11 protein-coding genes are annotated in these 13,939 nt (G+C 71.5%); 7 read left to right on the forward strand and 4 right to left on the reverse strand.

The genetic code is table 11. From position 1 onward, the window contains the following. Positions 1 to 4 precede the first annotated feature (4 nt). Both BMY97_RS38555 and BMY97_RS38570 read left to right on the forward strand, forming a co-directional pair. Positions 5 to 1,204, forward strand: a complete 1,200-nt coding sequence (locus tag BMY97_RS38555; RefSeq protein ID WP_091627570.1) for a cytochrome P450 — start codon at positions 5 to 7, stop codon at positions 1,202 to 1,204. Positions 1,205 to 2,163: 959 nt separating this feature from the next. Then, positions 2,164 to 3,579 (forward strand): hypothetical protein, encoded by a 1,416-nt coding sequence (locus BMY97_RS38570; RefSeq protein ID WP_143086392.1) that lies wholly within the window; start codon positions 2,164 to 2,166, stop codon positions 3,577 to 3,579. Positions 3,580 to 3,589: 10 nt separating this feature from the next. On the opposite strand, the gene BMY97_RS38575 is transcribed toward BMY97_RS38570, so the two are convergent. Continuing rightward, the gene (locus tag BMY97_RS38575) at positions 3,590 to 4,183 is read right to left on the reverse strand and encodes a TetR/AcrR family transcriptional regulator (protein WP_091627576.1); all 594 of its coding nucleotides are present in this window, start codon (positions 4,181 to 4,183) and stop codon (positions 3,590 to 3,592) included. A gap of 56 nt (positions 4,184 to 4,239) precedes the next feature. On the opposite strand from BMY97_RS38575, the gene BMY97_RS38580 reads away from it, so the two are divergent. Then, the gene (locus BMY97_RS38580) at positions 4,240 to 4,653 is read left to right on the forward strand and encodes a VOC family protein (protein ID WP_091627579.1); all 414 of its coding nucleotides are present in this window, start codon (positions 4,240 to 4,242) and stop codon (positions 4,651 to 4,653) included. Between the two features lie 54 nt (positions 4,654 to 4,707). On the opposite strand, the gene BMY97_RS38585 is transcribed toward BMY97_RS38580, so the two are convergent. Next, positions 4,708 to 5,715 (reverse strand): ferritin-like domain-containing protein, encoded by a 1,008-nt coding sequence (locus tag BMY97_RS38585; RefSeq protein WP_091627582.1) that lies wholly within the window; start codon positions 5,713 to 5,715, stop codon positions 4,708 to 4,710. A 292-nt stretch (positions 5,716 to 6,007) separates the two neighbouring features. On the opposite strand from BMY97_RS38585, the gene BMY97_RS46470 reads away from it, so the two are divergent. Both BMY97_RS46470 and BMY97_RS49245 read left to right on the forward strand, forming a co-directional pair. Then, a complete protein-coding gene (locus BMY97_RS46470; protein ID WP_143086393.1) occupies positions 6,008 to 6,997 on the forward strand; it encodes a hypothetical protein in 990 nt (329 codons plus the stop codon). A 57-nt stretch (positions 6,998 to 7,054) separates the two neighbouring features. Further along, positions 7,055 to 8,815 (forward strand): beta strand repeat-containing protein, encoded by a 1,761-nt coding sequence (locus BMY97_RS49245; RefSeq protein ID WP_091627587.1) that lies wholly within the window; start codon positions 7,055 to 7,057, stop codon positions 8,813 to 8,815. A 1,368-nt stretch (positions 8,816 to 10,183) separates the two neighbouring features. On the opposite strand, the gene BMY97_RS38600 is transcribed toward BMY97_RS49245, so the two are convergent. Continuing rightward, positions 10,184 to 10,906 (reverse strand): anti-sigma factor, encoded by a 723-nt coding sequence (locus BMY97_RS38600; RefSeq protein WP_091627590.1) that lies wholly within the window; start codon positions 10,904 to 10,906, stop codon positions 10,184 to 10,186. Next, on the reverse strand, positions 10,903 to 11,505 hold the full coding sequence (gene sigK / locus BMY97_RS38605; RefSeq protein ID WP_091627593.1) for an ECF RNA polymerase sigma factor SigK: 603 nt from the start codon (positions 11,503 to 11,505) through the stop codon (positions 10,903 to 10,905). The genes BMY97_RS38600 and sigK overlap by 4 nt, the downstream gene beginning before the upstream one ends. Positions 11,506 to 11,664: 159 nt before the next feature. Here sigK and BMY97_RS38610 point away from each other — a divergent pair, with 159 nt between their 5' ends. Together BMY97_RS38610 and BMY97_RS38615 are read left to right on the forward strand one after the other, a co-directional pair. After that, positions 11,665 to 13,239, forward strand: coding sequence for a molybdopterin-dependent oxidoreductase (locus BMY97_RS38610; RefSeq protein WP_177231742.1), 1,575 nt, complete (start codon positions 11,665 to 11,667; stop codon positions 13,237 to 13,239). A gap of 121 nt (positions 13,240 to 13,360) precedes the next feature. Further along, a partial coding sequence (locus BMY97_RS38615; protein WP_091627596.1) for a fasciclin domain-containing protein occupies positions 13,361 to 13,939 on the forward strand: 579 nt, incomplete at its 3' end.

Raw genomic sequence — 13,939 nt, forward strand, 5'->3', positions numbered from 1 at the left:
CCCGATGTCGTCACCGATTCCCGAGCTGCCCTTCGCGCGTCCGGCTGGCTGCCCGTTCGACCCGCCCGCCGGACTGGGCCCGATACGCGAGCAGCGCCCGCTGGCCCGCCTGACCTACCCGGACGGGCACCGGGGCTGGCTGGTCACCGGTTACGCACAGACCCGCGCGGTGCTGGCCGACCAGCGCTTCAGCTCACGGGACGAGCTGGCGCACTATCCGTTGCCCGGCTTGGCAGAACTCGATGAGATGCCGCCCGCCGCGGTCGGCGATCTGACCGGGCTCGACGCCCCCGAGCACACCCGCTACCGTCGGCTGCTGGCCGGCAAGTTCACCGTCCGCCGGATGCGGCAGCTCGGCGAACGCGTCGAGCAGGTCACCGCCGAGCACCTGGACGCCATGGAGCGCCGCGGCCCGGAGGTCGATCTGGTGGAGGCCTACGCCCATCCTGTCCCGGCGGTGATGATCTGCGAGCTGCTCGGTGTGCCGTACGCCGACCGGGCCGAGTTCCAGGGCCACACCGCGGAAATGTCCCGCTCGGACGCCGCCCCGGAGGACCAGTTCGCCGCGTACGGCGAGTTGCAGAAGTACGTGCGCGGGCTGGTCCTGGCCAAGCGCGCCGCGCCGACGGACGATCTGCTCAGCGACCTGACCACGACCGACCTCACCGATGACGAGCTGGCCGGGGTCGGCACCTTCCTGCTGGGCGCGGGCCTCGACACCACGGCCAACATGCTCGCGCTAGGTACCTTCGCCCTCCTGCGCAATCCCGGGCAGCTCGCCCTCCTGCGTGGCCCCGACGGCGCCGAACGGGCCGTCGAGGAACTGCTGCGCTACCTGACCATCGCCCACACCGGGGTGCGCGTCGCGCTGGAGGACGTGGAGGTGGACGGGCAGCTGATCAAGGCCGGGGAATCGGTCGCCGTCTCACTCCAGGCCGCGAACCGCGACCCGGCGAAGTTCGCCGACCCCGACGCCCTGGACCTGTCGCGGAAGGCCACCGGGCACCTGGCCTTCGGCCACGGCATCCACCAGTGTCTCGGCCAGCAGCTGGCCCGGGTCGAGCTGCGCGTCGCCCTCCCGGCACTGTTCACCCGGTTCCCGACCCTGCGCCTGGCCGTCCCGCCCGAGGACGTGCCCCTGCGCCCAGGCCACCAGAACATCTACGGCGTGATCCGCCTCCCGGTCACCTGGGACCGGGCCTAGGCGTACCGGCCTGGTGTCAGGTTCCGGCCTTGCCCGGGACCGCTCCCGGCGCACCGGATTACGGTCGCCGCATGTCCTACCCCACACCTGAGCCCCAGCCCGACCCACCAGAGTCGGCGGCTGGGCCGGTGCCGCCCGAACCGGCGGCCGAGGTGTCGCCGGAGCCCGGGCCCGAGCCGGAGCCGGGGCGGCGGGAGCCCGGGCCCGGGCCGGGGCGGCCGGAGTCGGTGCTGCCGGAGCAGGGGCTGGCGGCGGGTGAGCCTGTGCGGCCGGAGGCAGAGCCGGGGGCTGGCTTGGTGCGGCCGGAGCCGCAGGGGCCGGGTCAGGGGGCGGATCAGGGGGCGGGGCCGGTGGCCGAGCCGGGGCTGGTGGGGCCTGAGCCAGTGTTGCCGGAGCCGGGGTTGGTGGCAGGTGAGCCTGTGCCGCCAGAGGCAGGGTCTGGCCTAGTGCAGCCGGAGCCGGAGCCGCAAGACCCGGGGCCGGTGGCCGGGCCGGGTCTGGAGGCGCCCGCGTCGGTGTTGCCGGAGCCGGAGCCGGAGCCGGAGCCGGAGCCGGGGCTGGTGGCAGGTGAGCCTGTGCCGCCAGAGGCAGAGTCTGGCCTAGTGCGGCCGGAGCCGGAGCCGCAAGACCCGGGGCCGGTGGCCGGGCCGGGTCTGGAGGCGCCCGCGTCGGTGTTGCCGGAGCCGGAGCCGGAGCCGGAGCCGGAGCCGGGGCTGGTGGCAGGTGAGCCTGTGCCGCCAGAGGCAGAGTCTGGCCTAGTGCGGCCGGAGCCGGAGCCGCAAGACCCGGGGCCGGTGGCCGGGCCGGGTCTGGAGGCGCCCGCGTCGGTGTTGCCGGAGCCGGAGCCGGAGCCGGAGCCGGGGCTGGTGGCAGGTGAGCCTGTGCCGCCAGAGGGAGAGCTTGGCCCAGTGCGGCCGGAGCCGGAGCCGCAGGGCCCGGTGCTAGTGGGACCGGCGCCGGTGGCCGAGCCGGGTCTGGAGGCGCCCGAGTCATTGCCGTCGGAGCCGGAGCCAGTCACGGTTCAGCCCGACCGCCCGGCCATCGCCATCGGCAACGCCTCGCTGCTGGGCATCGGTTACCTCCTGCTGGGCCGGCGGGCATGGGCAGTGGCCACCACTCTGTTCACGCTCGCGTTCCTCGTGGTGCTCGGAGCCGTGGTCCCAGGAGTGTGGTTCGAAGTGCTCTTCCTGGTGTGGTGGGCCGCTCTCATCGCGCACGGCTGGTACCTCGCCGCCGGGCCGGCCCGTCCCGCGGCGGTGCGGCGGCCGAGGAGGCTCGCGCTGCTCGTCACGGTTCCGGTGCTGGTGGCCGTCGGCTATGTGCGGTTCGACGCCGCCGGCATCGAGGGCACCATCGCCGAGGCCCGCGACCGCGGCGACTGCGGGCAGGCACAGTCCGCTTGGGACAGACTGTGGTTCGGTCACTACGTCGTGGACGGCCCGATGACCGTCCGCGGCGATCGGACCGCCCAGGCGTGCGCCCGGTTGACGGATGCGGGGGAGACGCTCGCCACCGCCGCGTCGCAGCGTGACACCCGTGGCCTGCAAGCGGGCTACGGCGAACTCGGCGCCGTGCTCACGGACCTGCCCGGCCACGAGAACATGACCGGCACCGTCCTCAACGGCTTCCTCAGCCGCCTGCCCGACCGCGATCCCTGCGACACCGCCGAACTGACCGACTGGCTGCGGCAGCGGCCGGCGAGCCACAACCTGCTCGACCGGTCCGCCGCCGCGGTGCCGGCGATCGCGCCGGCGGCGCTTGTCGGGTGCGGCGACAAGCGGGCGGGCAGCCAGGATTGGGCCGGCGCGAAGGCGCGTTACCAGCAACTGCTGGACCAGTATCCCGGCCACGCGCTCACCGCCAAGGCGCGGGCGGGCGTCAAACAAGCCACCGAAGGCCTTGAACTGCAACACCTTTTCACCCTGGGCAAGAACTACTGCTCGACCCCCGCGGTGTACAGCGGCGCGGCCCCGTACGTGAAGGGGGCCACCAATCGCGCGCTGGTGTACCACACCGACACCTACGACGACATGTACCTCGACAAGCTGCCCGCCGACTGGCAAGCCGACGACAGCCACGCCGTGATGGTCGTCTGCATCGGCGAACGGGAAGCGGGCGCGCCGATCCAGACGTGTCCGTACCAGAACACCTCGAACGGCCATACGCAGAAGGTCACGTTCAGCAAGATGGCGTTCCCGGTCAAGGCCTACGAACTGCGGACCGGCCGCCTGGTGATCGACACCAGGGTGGAGATCGGCGGCGCGGTCTGCCCGCCCACCCTCACCAGCTTCGGTGATGGCGACCCGTTGCGGATGGTCGCCGAACCGTCCGATGAGGACATCCGGGCCGCGTTCGCCCCGGTGTTCACGTCCTGACGAACGCGGATCAGCCCGTTTGGCCGGCCGAGATGAGGCGCGCCGCGTTCGCGGCTTGTGCCTCCGCTTCCCGCGCCGACGCGTAGATACCCTCGATCACGAACGCGGCGAAACCGTGCGCGCTGGCGGCGACCGCGTGGACGAGACCGAGCGCCTGCTTCGCGTCGGGGCGCAACTGTGTTGCTGCGTCCTGCAGCACGAGCAACAGCCGCGCCCCGGCTTCGGCGAGGGCCGGGTAACGGGACTTGTCCAAGCCGGCGCTGAAAGTGGCTTCGAACAGACCGCGCTCCTCGACGGCGAACCTCACGTACGCCGCCGCGAAGCGCGCCATCTGCTCGACGGGATCGTCGGTGGAGGCGAGGGCCGCGCCGAAGCGGCGGCGCTGCTCGTCGTAGCCGCGTTCCGCGAGAGCTGCCAAAAGCGCGTCACGGTCCGCGAAGTGCTTGTACGGCGCGGCCACGCTCACCCCGGCGCGGCGGCACGCTTCGGCCAGGGTGAAGCCCTGCGGGCCGTTCTCGGCGATCAGTTCCAGAGCCGCGGACTCCAGCGCGTTGCGGAGGTCGCCGTGGTGCCGGCCGGTCGGCCGGGCCTTGCGTTCGGTCACCGGCCGAGGTTAACATCACTTACCATGGTTAATGTCATTTACCTCGGGAGGCCGATGTGACCACCGCCCGTTTCGACCACGTCGGCCTCTCGGTCGCCGACCTCGACGTGCAAAAGAAGTTCTACGGCGACGCGCTGGGCCTGACGGAGGTCGAAGAGCACCTCGAACTGCCCGACGCGGGTGTCCGGACCGCGATCCTGCGCGCTCCCGGCGGGCTGAAGATCGAACTGATCGAACGAAGCGGTTCGAGGCCCCAAGAATTCGCCGACGCCTTCGACGGCGCCGGAATTCAGGGTTACTTCCACTGGGCGCTCTACGTCGAAGACCTCGCCGAGTCGTTCGCCGCGATTCTCGCCGCGGGCGCCACGGCCGTGGCCGAGCCGGGCCCCGCCATGCGTGCGGGAGCGGCGTTCGCCTACGTCAAAGACCCGGAAGGCAATCTGCTCGAACTCATCCAGCCCGCCCCGTGACCGAACGGCGATGGCGGGGCACCGGGCTTCGTTCCGGCGCCCCGCCACCGTTCGTCAGTTGGCGGCGCTGGTGTTGACGTCGCCGTTGACGCCCTTGGGGAAGAACCCGCCCGAGGTCGCGGCCTTGTTCGTCAGGTAGACGATGTTGAGGACCTGGCCGGGGCTGCGGCTGTAGGCGATGCCGTTCGCGTCGGTGGGCACGATGTTGGCGTTGCCGTGGCTGTCGATCACGCCCTGGTCGTCGTCGGTGGGACCGTCGAGGCTGTCCCGGGCGTCGGAGAGCTTGACCGAGGCCTTCTTGAGGTCGGTGCTGAACAGCCCGGTGCCCAGGAGCCCGCCGCCACGCTGGTAGATGGCGCTGCGGATGTTGCCCGCGTGGTAGGCCTCGACCGCGAGGATTCCCGCCGCCGCTTCCAGGTACGTCTTGTTGCTGATCAACGGCGCGGCACCCTTGTACGCGGTGACGCCGACGTCCTCGAACAGGAACGCCGCCAGCAGGAAGTTCTCCTCGCAGGCGAACGCGTCGAAGGTGTGGCCCGGCTTGACCAGGCCCGCGGCCTGTGCCGCCGCGGTGAAACTCGACTGGAGGTCGATGGCCGGACGGCTGACCGCCGCCGAGCCCAGCGCCGAGCGCAGGAATTCGACGTGCGCCTTTTCGTCGCCCGCGATCTCCTGTGCGTACTGCCTGGCGGTCTTCGTCTCGAACCGCACCGCGCGACCGCCCGTGACGCCGCCACGGGTGCCGGTGCCGGTGGTCATCGAGTCGGCGAGGCCCTTGCCGGTCACCGCGTGCAGGTAGAACTCGGCCTCGAGGTACTCCAGGTTCAACGCGAAGTTGAGCACCGCGCCGTCACTCACCTCGGCGGCCGCGGCCTCGGCCACCGGGGCCGACTTGCGTGTCGCGGCCGACGCCGTGGCACCGAAACCGCCGAGCCCGGCGAGCGCGCCGGCCCCGACGACACCGAGTCCGCTCATCCCGGCCGCACGCAGGAACTTGCGCCGGTCCTGGTCGTTCTCCGCGCTCCGATTGATCATCGAGGCGGCATAGCGTTTGCCAAACACGGGCGATCTCCTTCCGGCCCGGCGGGGGTGCCGGGCGTGTCCCGCGGGCTTCTGGAGCTTCTGGGCCGCACGGGAGCGATCTTCGTGGACTCGAAGCATTCGGGCCTTCGGGCCGTCCGGATTGGTCGGTGACCCGGTCGAGTGAGCGATTGGGCCCGCTACCCGCTCCAGCGCCTCGGCAAACATCCCGACGGCGAAAAAGAAAAACAGATACTCCACCAATCCGGTGAGCTGCCCGCTCCCGAATGCTCACCGATGGGTGATCGACAGCCCTCGAGGGGAGGTGAATTTGATGAAAAACACCTCAGTACAGCCACGTCCGGACGAAATCGGGCTCTGGCTGGTGACAGCGCGTAGAGCAGTTTTATTGCTCGGTGTCACCGCCGGTTTTGTCTTTCTCGCCGTGCTTTTGGCGGGTGGAGCGCGTGCGGACGAACGGTCCGCCGACCCTTCCGGCCGGCCCGCTGCCCAGGAGCCCGCGAGCGGTCTGCCCGGTCCGTCCGGGAGACCGGGCGAGGCCGGGGAGCCTGCCGCTTCGGCACCGCATTCCGGGACGGCCGCAGGTGGTCCGGCGATCAAGCCGGTCATTGCGTCGCTGCATTCGGCGACGGCCGCGGTCAGCCCGGTGATTGAGCCGGTCGCTTCGGCATTGCGTCCGGTCGCGGAGGCGACGGCTCCGATCGTGGAGCCGCTGGCCAGTGCGGTGTCGCCGGTGACCGGGCCTCTGGTGCGGCCGGTGATCGGGGCGCTGTCCCCGTTGCTGGAGACCGTAGGCCCGGTGCTGCGGCCGGTGGTCGCACCGATCGTCGGTGCGGCGGAGCCGATCGTGACACCGATTTCGCGCGCACTCGGCACGGAGCCGGTGATCGGCGCCGTCACGAGCCCGCGGCAGCATCCGGACCCGATCGGCCCCCGGGCCGATGTCGTGACCGGTGCTGTTGCCGGTCCGTCCGCGTGGCCGTCTTCCGTCCATTTTGGACAGAAGGTGGAAACGGCGACCTCGTCGCGCATCGGCGCGACTGGTCCCCGTCCCGTGATCGGGTGGCCGGAAATGGCCGCTTCGATGTCCGGGCAGGGCGTTCCGCAAGGACCGTCCCCATCGGACACGGCATGCTCGACCGGCACGGCGACGCTGTCCGGCTCCGGGCAGCACGGCGGCGCGGCCGCGATCTTGGCTGCCCGTCCGGGTATTGCCGGGGCGCAACAGCACCGGCGAGCCCCGCCCGCCGGCGCGTGGCCGTCGCAGCGGTTGGTGTCCGCTGGTGAGAACCGGCCTGGATGAGCGTTTCTCTTTACCTCCAAAAATCCATAAAGGACAGATGGTAAGGAAAGGGAAACCATGCACAAGTACGTGCGGAGGGGCTTGACGGCCTCGTTCATCTCAGGGGGCTTCCTCCTGCTGGGCACCGCGGTGGCCAGTGCGGACACCGGTCACACCGACCCGCTCGGCGGAATCGGCGGTGGCCTGCACTCGGTGGTCACCGGCCTGACCTCGGCGGGCGCCCACGGTGGCAGCGGCGGCAGCTCCGGCGACGCCGGGAACGCCACCAGCGGCAACACGGCGGTCAGCGGGAACTCCGGCAACTCGGGGAACTCCGGCTCCACCGGTGGCAACAGCGCCGCGGGCCTGTGTGTGCTGGCGACATGCAATACCTCGGTCTCGTCGGGCAACTCGGGTGATACCGGGTCGACCGGCAGTACCGGGAGCGCGTCGAACACCAGCACCACCACCGGCGGCAACTCCGGCGCGGCCGGCAACGGCGGCTCCGGCTCGGCGGTGGCGTCCGGCGCCAGCACCGGCACGGCCCAGGGCAGCGGCCACTCACGTGGCGGTCTCCTGGGCGCGATCGGGAAGGTCACGGGCACCGCGACCGGCGGCAAGGGCGGCGACTCCGGCAACGCCGGGAACGCCACCAGCGGCAACACGGCGGTCAGCGGGAACTCCGGCAACTCGGGGAGCTCCGGCTCCACCGGCGGCAACAGCGCTTACGGGCTCTGCCTGCTGGCCCGCTGCACCACCACCGTCACCTCGGGCGATTCCGGTAGCACCGGTTCGACCGGCAGCACGGGTGACGCGTCGAACAGCAGCGTCACCACTGGCGGCGACTCCGGTGCTGCGGGCAATGGCGGCGACGCCACGTCGGTGGCCACTGGTGCGAACACCGTCACGAGCAGTGGTGGCGAGGGCTGGTCGCGTCACAGTCAGGGCGGGCTGCTCGGCTCGTTCGGTGACGTGCTCTCGGGCGCGGCGGCCGGCAACGGCGGCAGCTCCGGCAATGCCGGTAACGCGGACAGCAAGAACACCGCGGTGACGGGCAAGTCCGGCAACTCGGGCGACTCCGGTTCCACCGGTGGCAACACTGCCATCGTGGGGAGCCTCGGTGGCCGGCAGAACGGCCGTCACGGTGGCTGGTCGAACGGCCAGGGTGAGCAGTCGAGCACCGCGGTCACGTCGGGCGATTCCGGGAGCACCGGTTCGACCGGCAGCACGGGTGACGCGTCGAACAGCAGCGTCACCACTGGCGGTAACTCCGGTGCTGCGGGCAATGGCGGCGACGCCACGTCCGTGGCCACTGGTGCGAACACTGTCACGAGCAATGGTGGCGACCGCTGGTCGCGTCACAGCCAGGGCGGCAGCACGAGCGTTCTGGGCCAGGCCGTCGCGATCGCAGCCGGCGGCAAGGGTGGCGACTCCGGTAATGCCGGTAACGCGGACAGCAAGAACACCGCGGTGACCGGCAAGTCCGGCAACTCGGGCGACTCCGGCTCGACCGGTGGCAACACCGCTGTCACGTCCACCGGCGGCGGCTCCGGCCGCGGCCAGGGCCACGGCGGCTGGGGTCACCAGGGCTGGGGTCACGGCGACCGCGGCCAGTCCGGCTGGGGCCACGGCGGCTGGTCGAATGGCCAGGGTGAGCAGTCGAGCACCACGGTCACCTCGGGTGACTCCGGCAGCACCGGTTCCACCGGCGTGACCGGAACCGCCACGAACACCAGCACCACCACCGGCGGCAACTCCGGCCCGGCCGGCAACGGCGGCGACGCCGGAGCCATCGGCACCGGCTGGAACACCGTCGCGCACACCCCGCGCACCGTCTGACGGTCACGGGCAGCACGGAAAAAGGGCGGGGCCACCAGGACAAACCTGGTGGCCCCGCCCTTCCTTCACGGGGGACCGGTTGCCTGCCCGGACCGGGCGGGCGGTGACCTTCGGTGGGCCTGGACTACCGGGTTGCCGTTCCGACGCGGCCTGGAGACGGCGGCGGAGTCCGGGCCGTCCGGGCTGCTGCTTTGGAGTGAACCGGACACGGCGGTGAATGGGCCGGGCTGCCGGAGTTCTCGGTCCGAAGTGGACCGGAAGCGACGGTGATGGGTCCGGGATCGTCGGGCTTTTGTGCCGGTGTGGACTGGAAGTAGCGGTGATGGGACTGGGCCGCAAGGTCGCTGAGCCGCAGGGCTGCTGAGCTGCAGGGGTCGGTGGGCTGCACGACTGGGCTGCCGGGCCGCTGGTCGCTGGGCAGCCGGTCGCTGGGCCGCCGGGGTCGCCGGGTCGCAGGCTGCTGGGCCGCAGGAGTCGCCGGGCTGCCAGGGCGCAGAGGCGCTGGGGTCGCCGGGTCGCAGGCTGCTGGGACAGCCGGGCTGCTGGGCAGTAAGAGTCGCAGGAGTCGCCGGGCTGCCGGGGCGCAGGGCCGCTGGGACAGCCGGGCTGCTGGGCCGCAGGAGCCGCCGGGCTGCCGGGACGCAGGGGCCGCCGGGCTGCAGGATGCTGAGCTTCAGGGCCGCTGGGCCGCTGGGCTGCTGGGCCGCTGGGCCGCAGGAGTCGCCGGATGCAGGGCCGCAGGGCCGTAGGGCTTCGGGTCAGGGTGGAGCGGAAGTGACTGTCGCGGGCACGGGCCGTCGGGCTGGCAGCCCGGTTTGGGCTGGAGGTGGCGGTGGTGGGGTCGGGCCGCAAGACCACTGGGCTATTGGTCCGGAGCGGGCCGGAGCAGGCCGGGCTTTCAGTCCGAAGTGGACTGGGAGTTGCCGAGGCAGGAGCGGTCAGGATTCGAGTCCGGAAAGGCAAGGGGGCCGCCATGCCGGGTGCTCTCGGATTCGTGACCACATGGACCTGTTCCGCGCGCAGTTCGGTGCTGCGGCGCGCCACGTCGGCTCGGCAGCCACACCCGCGGCAGGAATGCCCATCGTGCGGCACGACACTCGGTGGCGCTGTCTCGCGGCAGCGCGTGCCCCAGCACCGCTCGGGCTGCACCTGCCAACAAGCCCGCCGACCGAGCCGACCGAGCCAGTCAGGTCGACCGGGCCGATCAGGTCGACCGGGCCGATCAGGTCGACCGGGCCGATCAGGTCGACTGGGCCGGCCAGGCCGACCGAGCCGATCAGGTCGACCGGGCCGACCGAGCCGGTCAGGTCGAGCGGGCCGACCAAACCACCCGACCCAGCACCGGCCCCACCTCACCTCCCCTAAAACTCACCCAAGGGAGAGGAGCGCGACCCCCGGCGTCGTCGGCTGGGGTGAACCGGCGACTGGTTCCGTGGTGATTGCCATGCGGTTGGCGTCGGCGGGGACTGCGGCGATCAGAGCCGTGGGTCCGGCCCCGGGGCGGAGCAGGCCTGCCGACAGTGGGCCGCGCGGGCCGATCAGCCAAACCTGGTACGCGTGCGCCCCGTCGAGGGCGGGCAGGCCGTGGACGGCCACCGACACTTTCCCCAGCATCCGGGAGACGGCCACCGTGGCGGTGCCGCCGGTGGTGCCGTGACCGGTCACCGTGATGGCGTCGGCGGCCTGTTCGACCGGATTCTGCTGCTGGGCGGTGGAAACCGGCTCCGGTGGCGCTGCGTTGATCGTGACGCCCGCGACCACCACCCCGGTGATCACCGCGGCGGCTGCCAGACCCGCGGCGGCGCGCGTGCGCCAGGACGGAGTGGAACGGGCGAGCGGCAACGGGGTCGTCACCAGCGGCGGCAGCTGGCGGGTTTCCGTGACCGCGGTGAGCACCCTGGCCCGCAGCCCGTCACCGGGCCGGCTGTCGACGGCGGCGCCGAGCCGTCCCGAGACCTCGCGGAACTCGTCGACTTCGAGCGCGCAGGGCTCGCATTGGGACAGGTGCTGCTCGAAGCGTTCACGCTCCGGCCCGGTGAGCGCGTCCAAGGCGTACGCACCGGTGAGGGTGTGGGCATCGGCGCTCATCATGACTGTGCTCCCATGGCAGTGCGCAAGCGGATCAGGCCGTCCCGCATGCGGGACTTGATCGTGCTGACGGAAACCCCCAGCCGCTCGGCGACTTCGCGGCAGGTGTACCCGTCGTAGTAGGCGAGGGTGATGGACTCCCGCTGCAGGTCGGTCAGGACGGCCAGCGCCGAGCGGACGTCGTCGCGCTCCAGTCCGACCAATGTGGACTCCGCCACCTCGTCGAAGTCCCGGCGGGGGTCGAGCAGGCCGGCGCGGGTCTCCCGGTCGGATCCCGCCTGCTCCGCGCGGACGCGGTCGATCGCCCGGTGGTGGGCGATGGTCAGCACCCAGGCGCGGACACTGCCCCGGTGTTCGGCGAACGAAGCCGCCTTACGCCAGACCTCGAGCAGTACCTCCTGCGCGACCTCTTCGGACTGCGCGCGGTCGCGCACCACCCTCGTCACCATGCCCAGCACGGGGCCGGCGAGCTGGTCGTACAGCGCGGCGAACGCGTCTTCGTCCCCGAGCGCGACCCGGCCGATCAGGACTTCGGCGGTCACGAGCGGGTCCGCCGGTGCCGGTGGCGGCGCGAGCACGAGCGCCCTGGCGGGGGTGGCCATAGGTGATCCCTCCCGGCCTGCGCCGAGTCCGACGCCGAGGTCCTCGGCGTGTCAAGAGGTGATTCGCTGTGGACGCCACCGTGGATTGGTCCCGGTCGCCGGGCTCACCCCACCGGGTCGATGGCCAATCCCCGCGGCCGTCGGGGCCGAATGTCCTGCATGACCGCTACGCAGATCAGCACCCCGGAGACTCCCGTGCCGCCCGAACGCGTCCGGCTGCGGTTGCCGTCGGCCGGGTTGTGCGGGGTGCTGGCACTGCTGGCCGCGCTGGCGGCCGGACACCTGGTGGCGGGGTTCATCAGCATCAACGCCTCGCCGTACCTGGCGGTGGGCAACGGTGCGATCGACCTGACGCCGGTGCAGCTGAAGGACTTCGCGGTGCGGACGTTCGGCACCTACGACAAGGTCGTGCTGCTGGGCGGCATGGCGGCGGTCATGGTGGTGGTCTCGGCGCTGGCCGGGGTCGTCTCGGCGCGCTCGCGGTGGCCGGGAGTGGTCATCGTCGCGCTGTTCGGCCTGGTGGGCGGGTTCGCGGTGTACGAGCGGCCGGACCTGAAGACGGTCGCGCTGCTGGCGCCGTTGGCGAGCTTGCTGGTGGGGGTGACGGTGTTCGTGGTGCTGCACCGCCTGGCGCCGCGGAAGAACGCGGTGGCCGCCGGCGAGGGCGCGTCACGAAGGTCGTTCCTGCTGGGCGGGGCCGGCGTGCTCGTCGGGGCCGGGGTCTTCGGCGGCGCGGGCCAGCTGATCAGCGGGACGCGCGACGCGACGGCTTCCCGCGCGGCGGTCGGGACGCTGAAACCCGCGGTGGCGGCGCCGCCGATTCCGGCGGACGCGGACTTCGCGAAGCTGGGCACACCCTCGTTCGTGACGCCGAATGCGCAGTTCTACCGGGTGGACACGGCATTGTCGGTGCCGCAGGTGCGCACGGAGGACTGGTCGCTGCGGATCCACGGGATGGTGGACCGGGAAATGCGTTACAGCTTCGGCGATATCCGCAACCGGCCGTTGACGGAGCGGACGATCACGATGACGTGTGTGTCCAATGAGGTCGGTGGCACCTATGTGTCGACATCGGACTTCATCGGCGTGGACCTGGCGGACCTGCTCGCGGAGGCGGGGGTGCGGCCCGGGGCGGAGCAGCTGTTCTGCACGAGTGTCGACGGCTGGACGTCGGGGACCCCGGTGGCCGCGGCGGTGGACCGCAGCCGGGGCGCGATGCTGGCCATCGGGATGAACCGGGAGCCGCTGCCGCTGGAGCACGGGTTCCCGGCGCGGCTGGTGACGCCTGGGCTGTACGGGTATGTGTCGGCGACGAAGTGGGTCGTGGACATCGAGGTGACCACGTGGAAGGCGCGGCAGGCGTACTGGCTGAAGCGGAGCTGGAGCGAGCAGGCGCCGATCAAGACCGAGTCGCGGATCGACACGCCCAAGGGGTTCGACACGGTGCCCTCGGGCGAGGTGCGGTTGTCGGGGATCGCGTGGGCGCAGTTCCGCGGGATCGAGCGGGTCGAGATCAAAGTGGACAACGACGGGTGGCAGCCGGTGATGCTGTCGACCGAGGTGAACGTGAACACCTGGCGGATGTGGTGGGCGCAGATCACCGTGAAGCCGGGCACGCATCAGGTTTTCGTGCGGGCGACCGACAAGACCGGCTACACCCAGACCGACGCGCGCGCCGGCACGGTCCCGAACGGCGCCACGGGCTGGCACTCCACGACCTTCATCGCCTCCTGATCACGACTCACTCGAAAGAGTGAAGGAAAAGACCAATCCCGGTGCCGTCCGGCCCCGAATCCCCAGTGTCACAAACAGTTCAGCCACGGACTGTTCTTCCCAACTTCTGGAGTGAATCCTCGTGAAGTCTCTGCGTATCGCCGGCCTCGGCGTCACCGCTGTCGCCGCCCTCGCCCTGTCCGCCTGCGGCAGCAGCACCAACAGCGGTTCGTCGGCCAGCAGCAGTGCCCCGGCCCCGTCCTCCATGTCGGCCCCGTCGTCCAGTGACTCGGGTGCTTCCGGTGGCGTGACCACCAACGCCGACGTCTTCGGCCCGGCTTGCTCGCAGCTGCCGCAGGGCAGCGCCGCCGGCTCGCTGGACTCGATGGGCCCGCAGCCGGTCGCGTCGGCCGCCTCGACCAACCCGCTGCTGACCAAGCTGGTCGCCGCGGTCAAGGCCACCAACCTGGTCGACACGCTCAACAGCCAGCCCGCGATCACCGTCTTCGCGCCGGCCGACCCCGCCTTCGCGGCGCTGGGCGACGCGAAGTTCAACGAGCTGGCGAAGAACCCGAGCCAGCTGGCGCCGATCCTGCAGTACCACGTCCTGCCCAAGCGCTACGACGCCAAGGGCCTGGCCGCCGCCGGTGGCTCGGTCACCTCGCTCGACACCGCGGGCGGCCCGCTGAAGATCGAAGGCTCCGGCGACAACATGACCGTC

It is taken from the genome of Amycolatopsis saalfeldensis (assembly GCF_900110575.1).
GTDB classification, from domain to species: Bacteria; Actinomycetota; Actinomycetes; order Mycobacteriales; family Pseudonocardiaceae; genus Amycolatopsis; species Amycolatopsis saalfeldensis.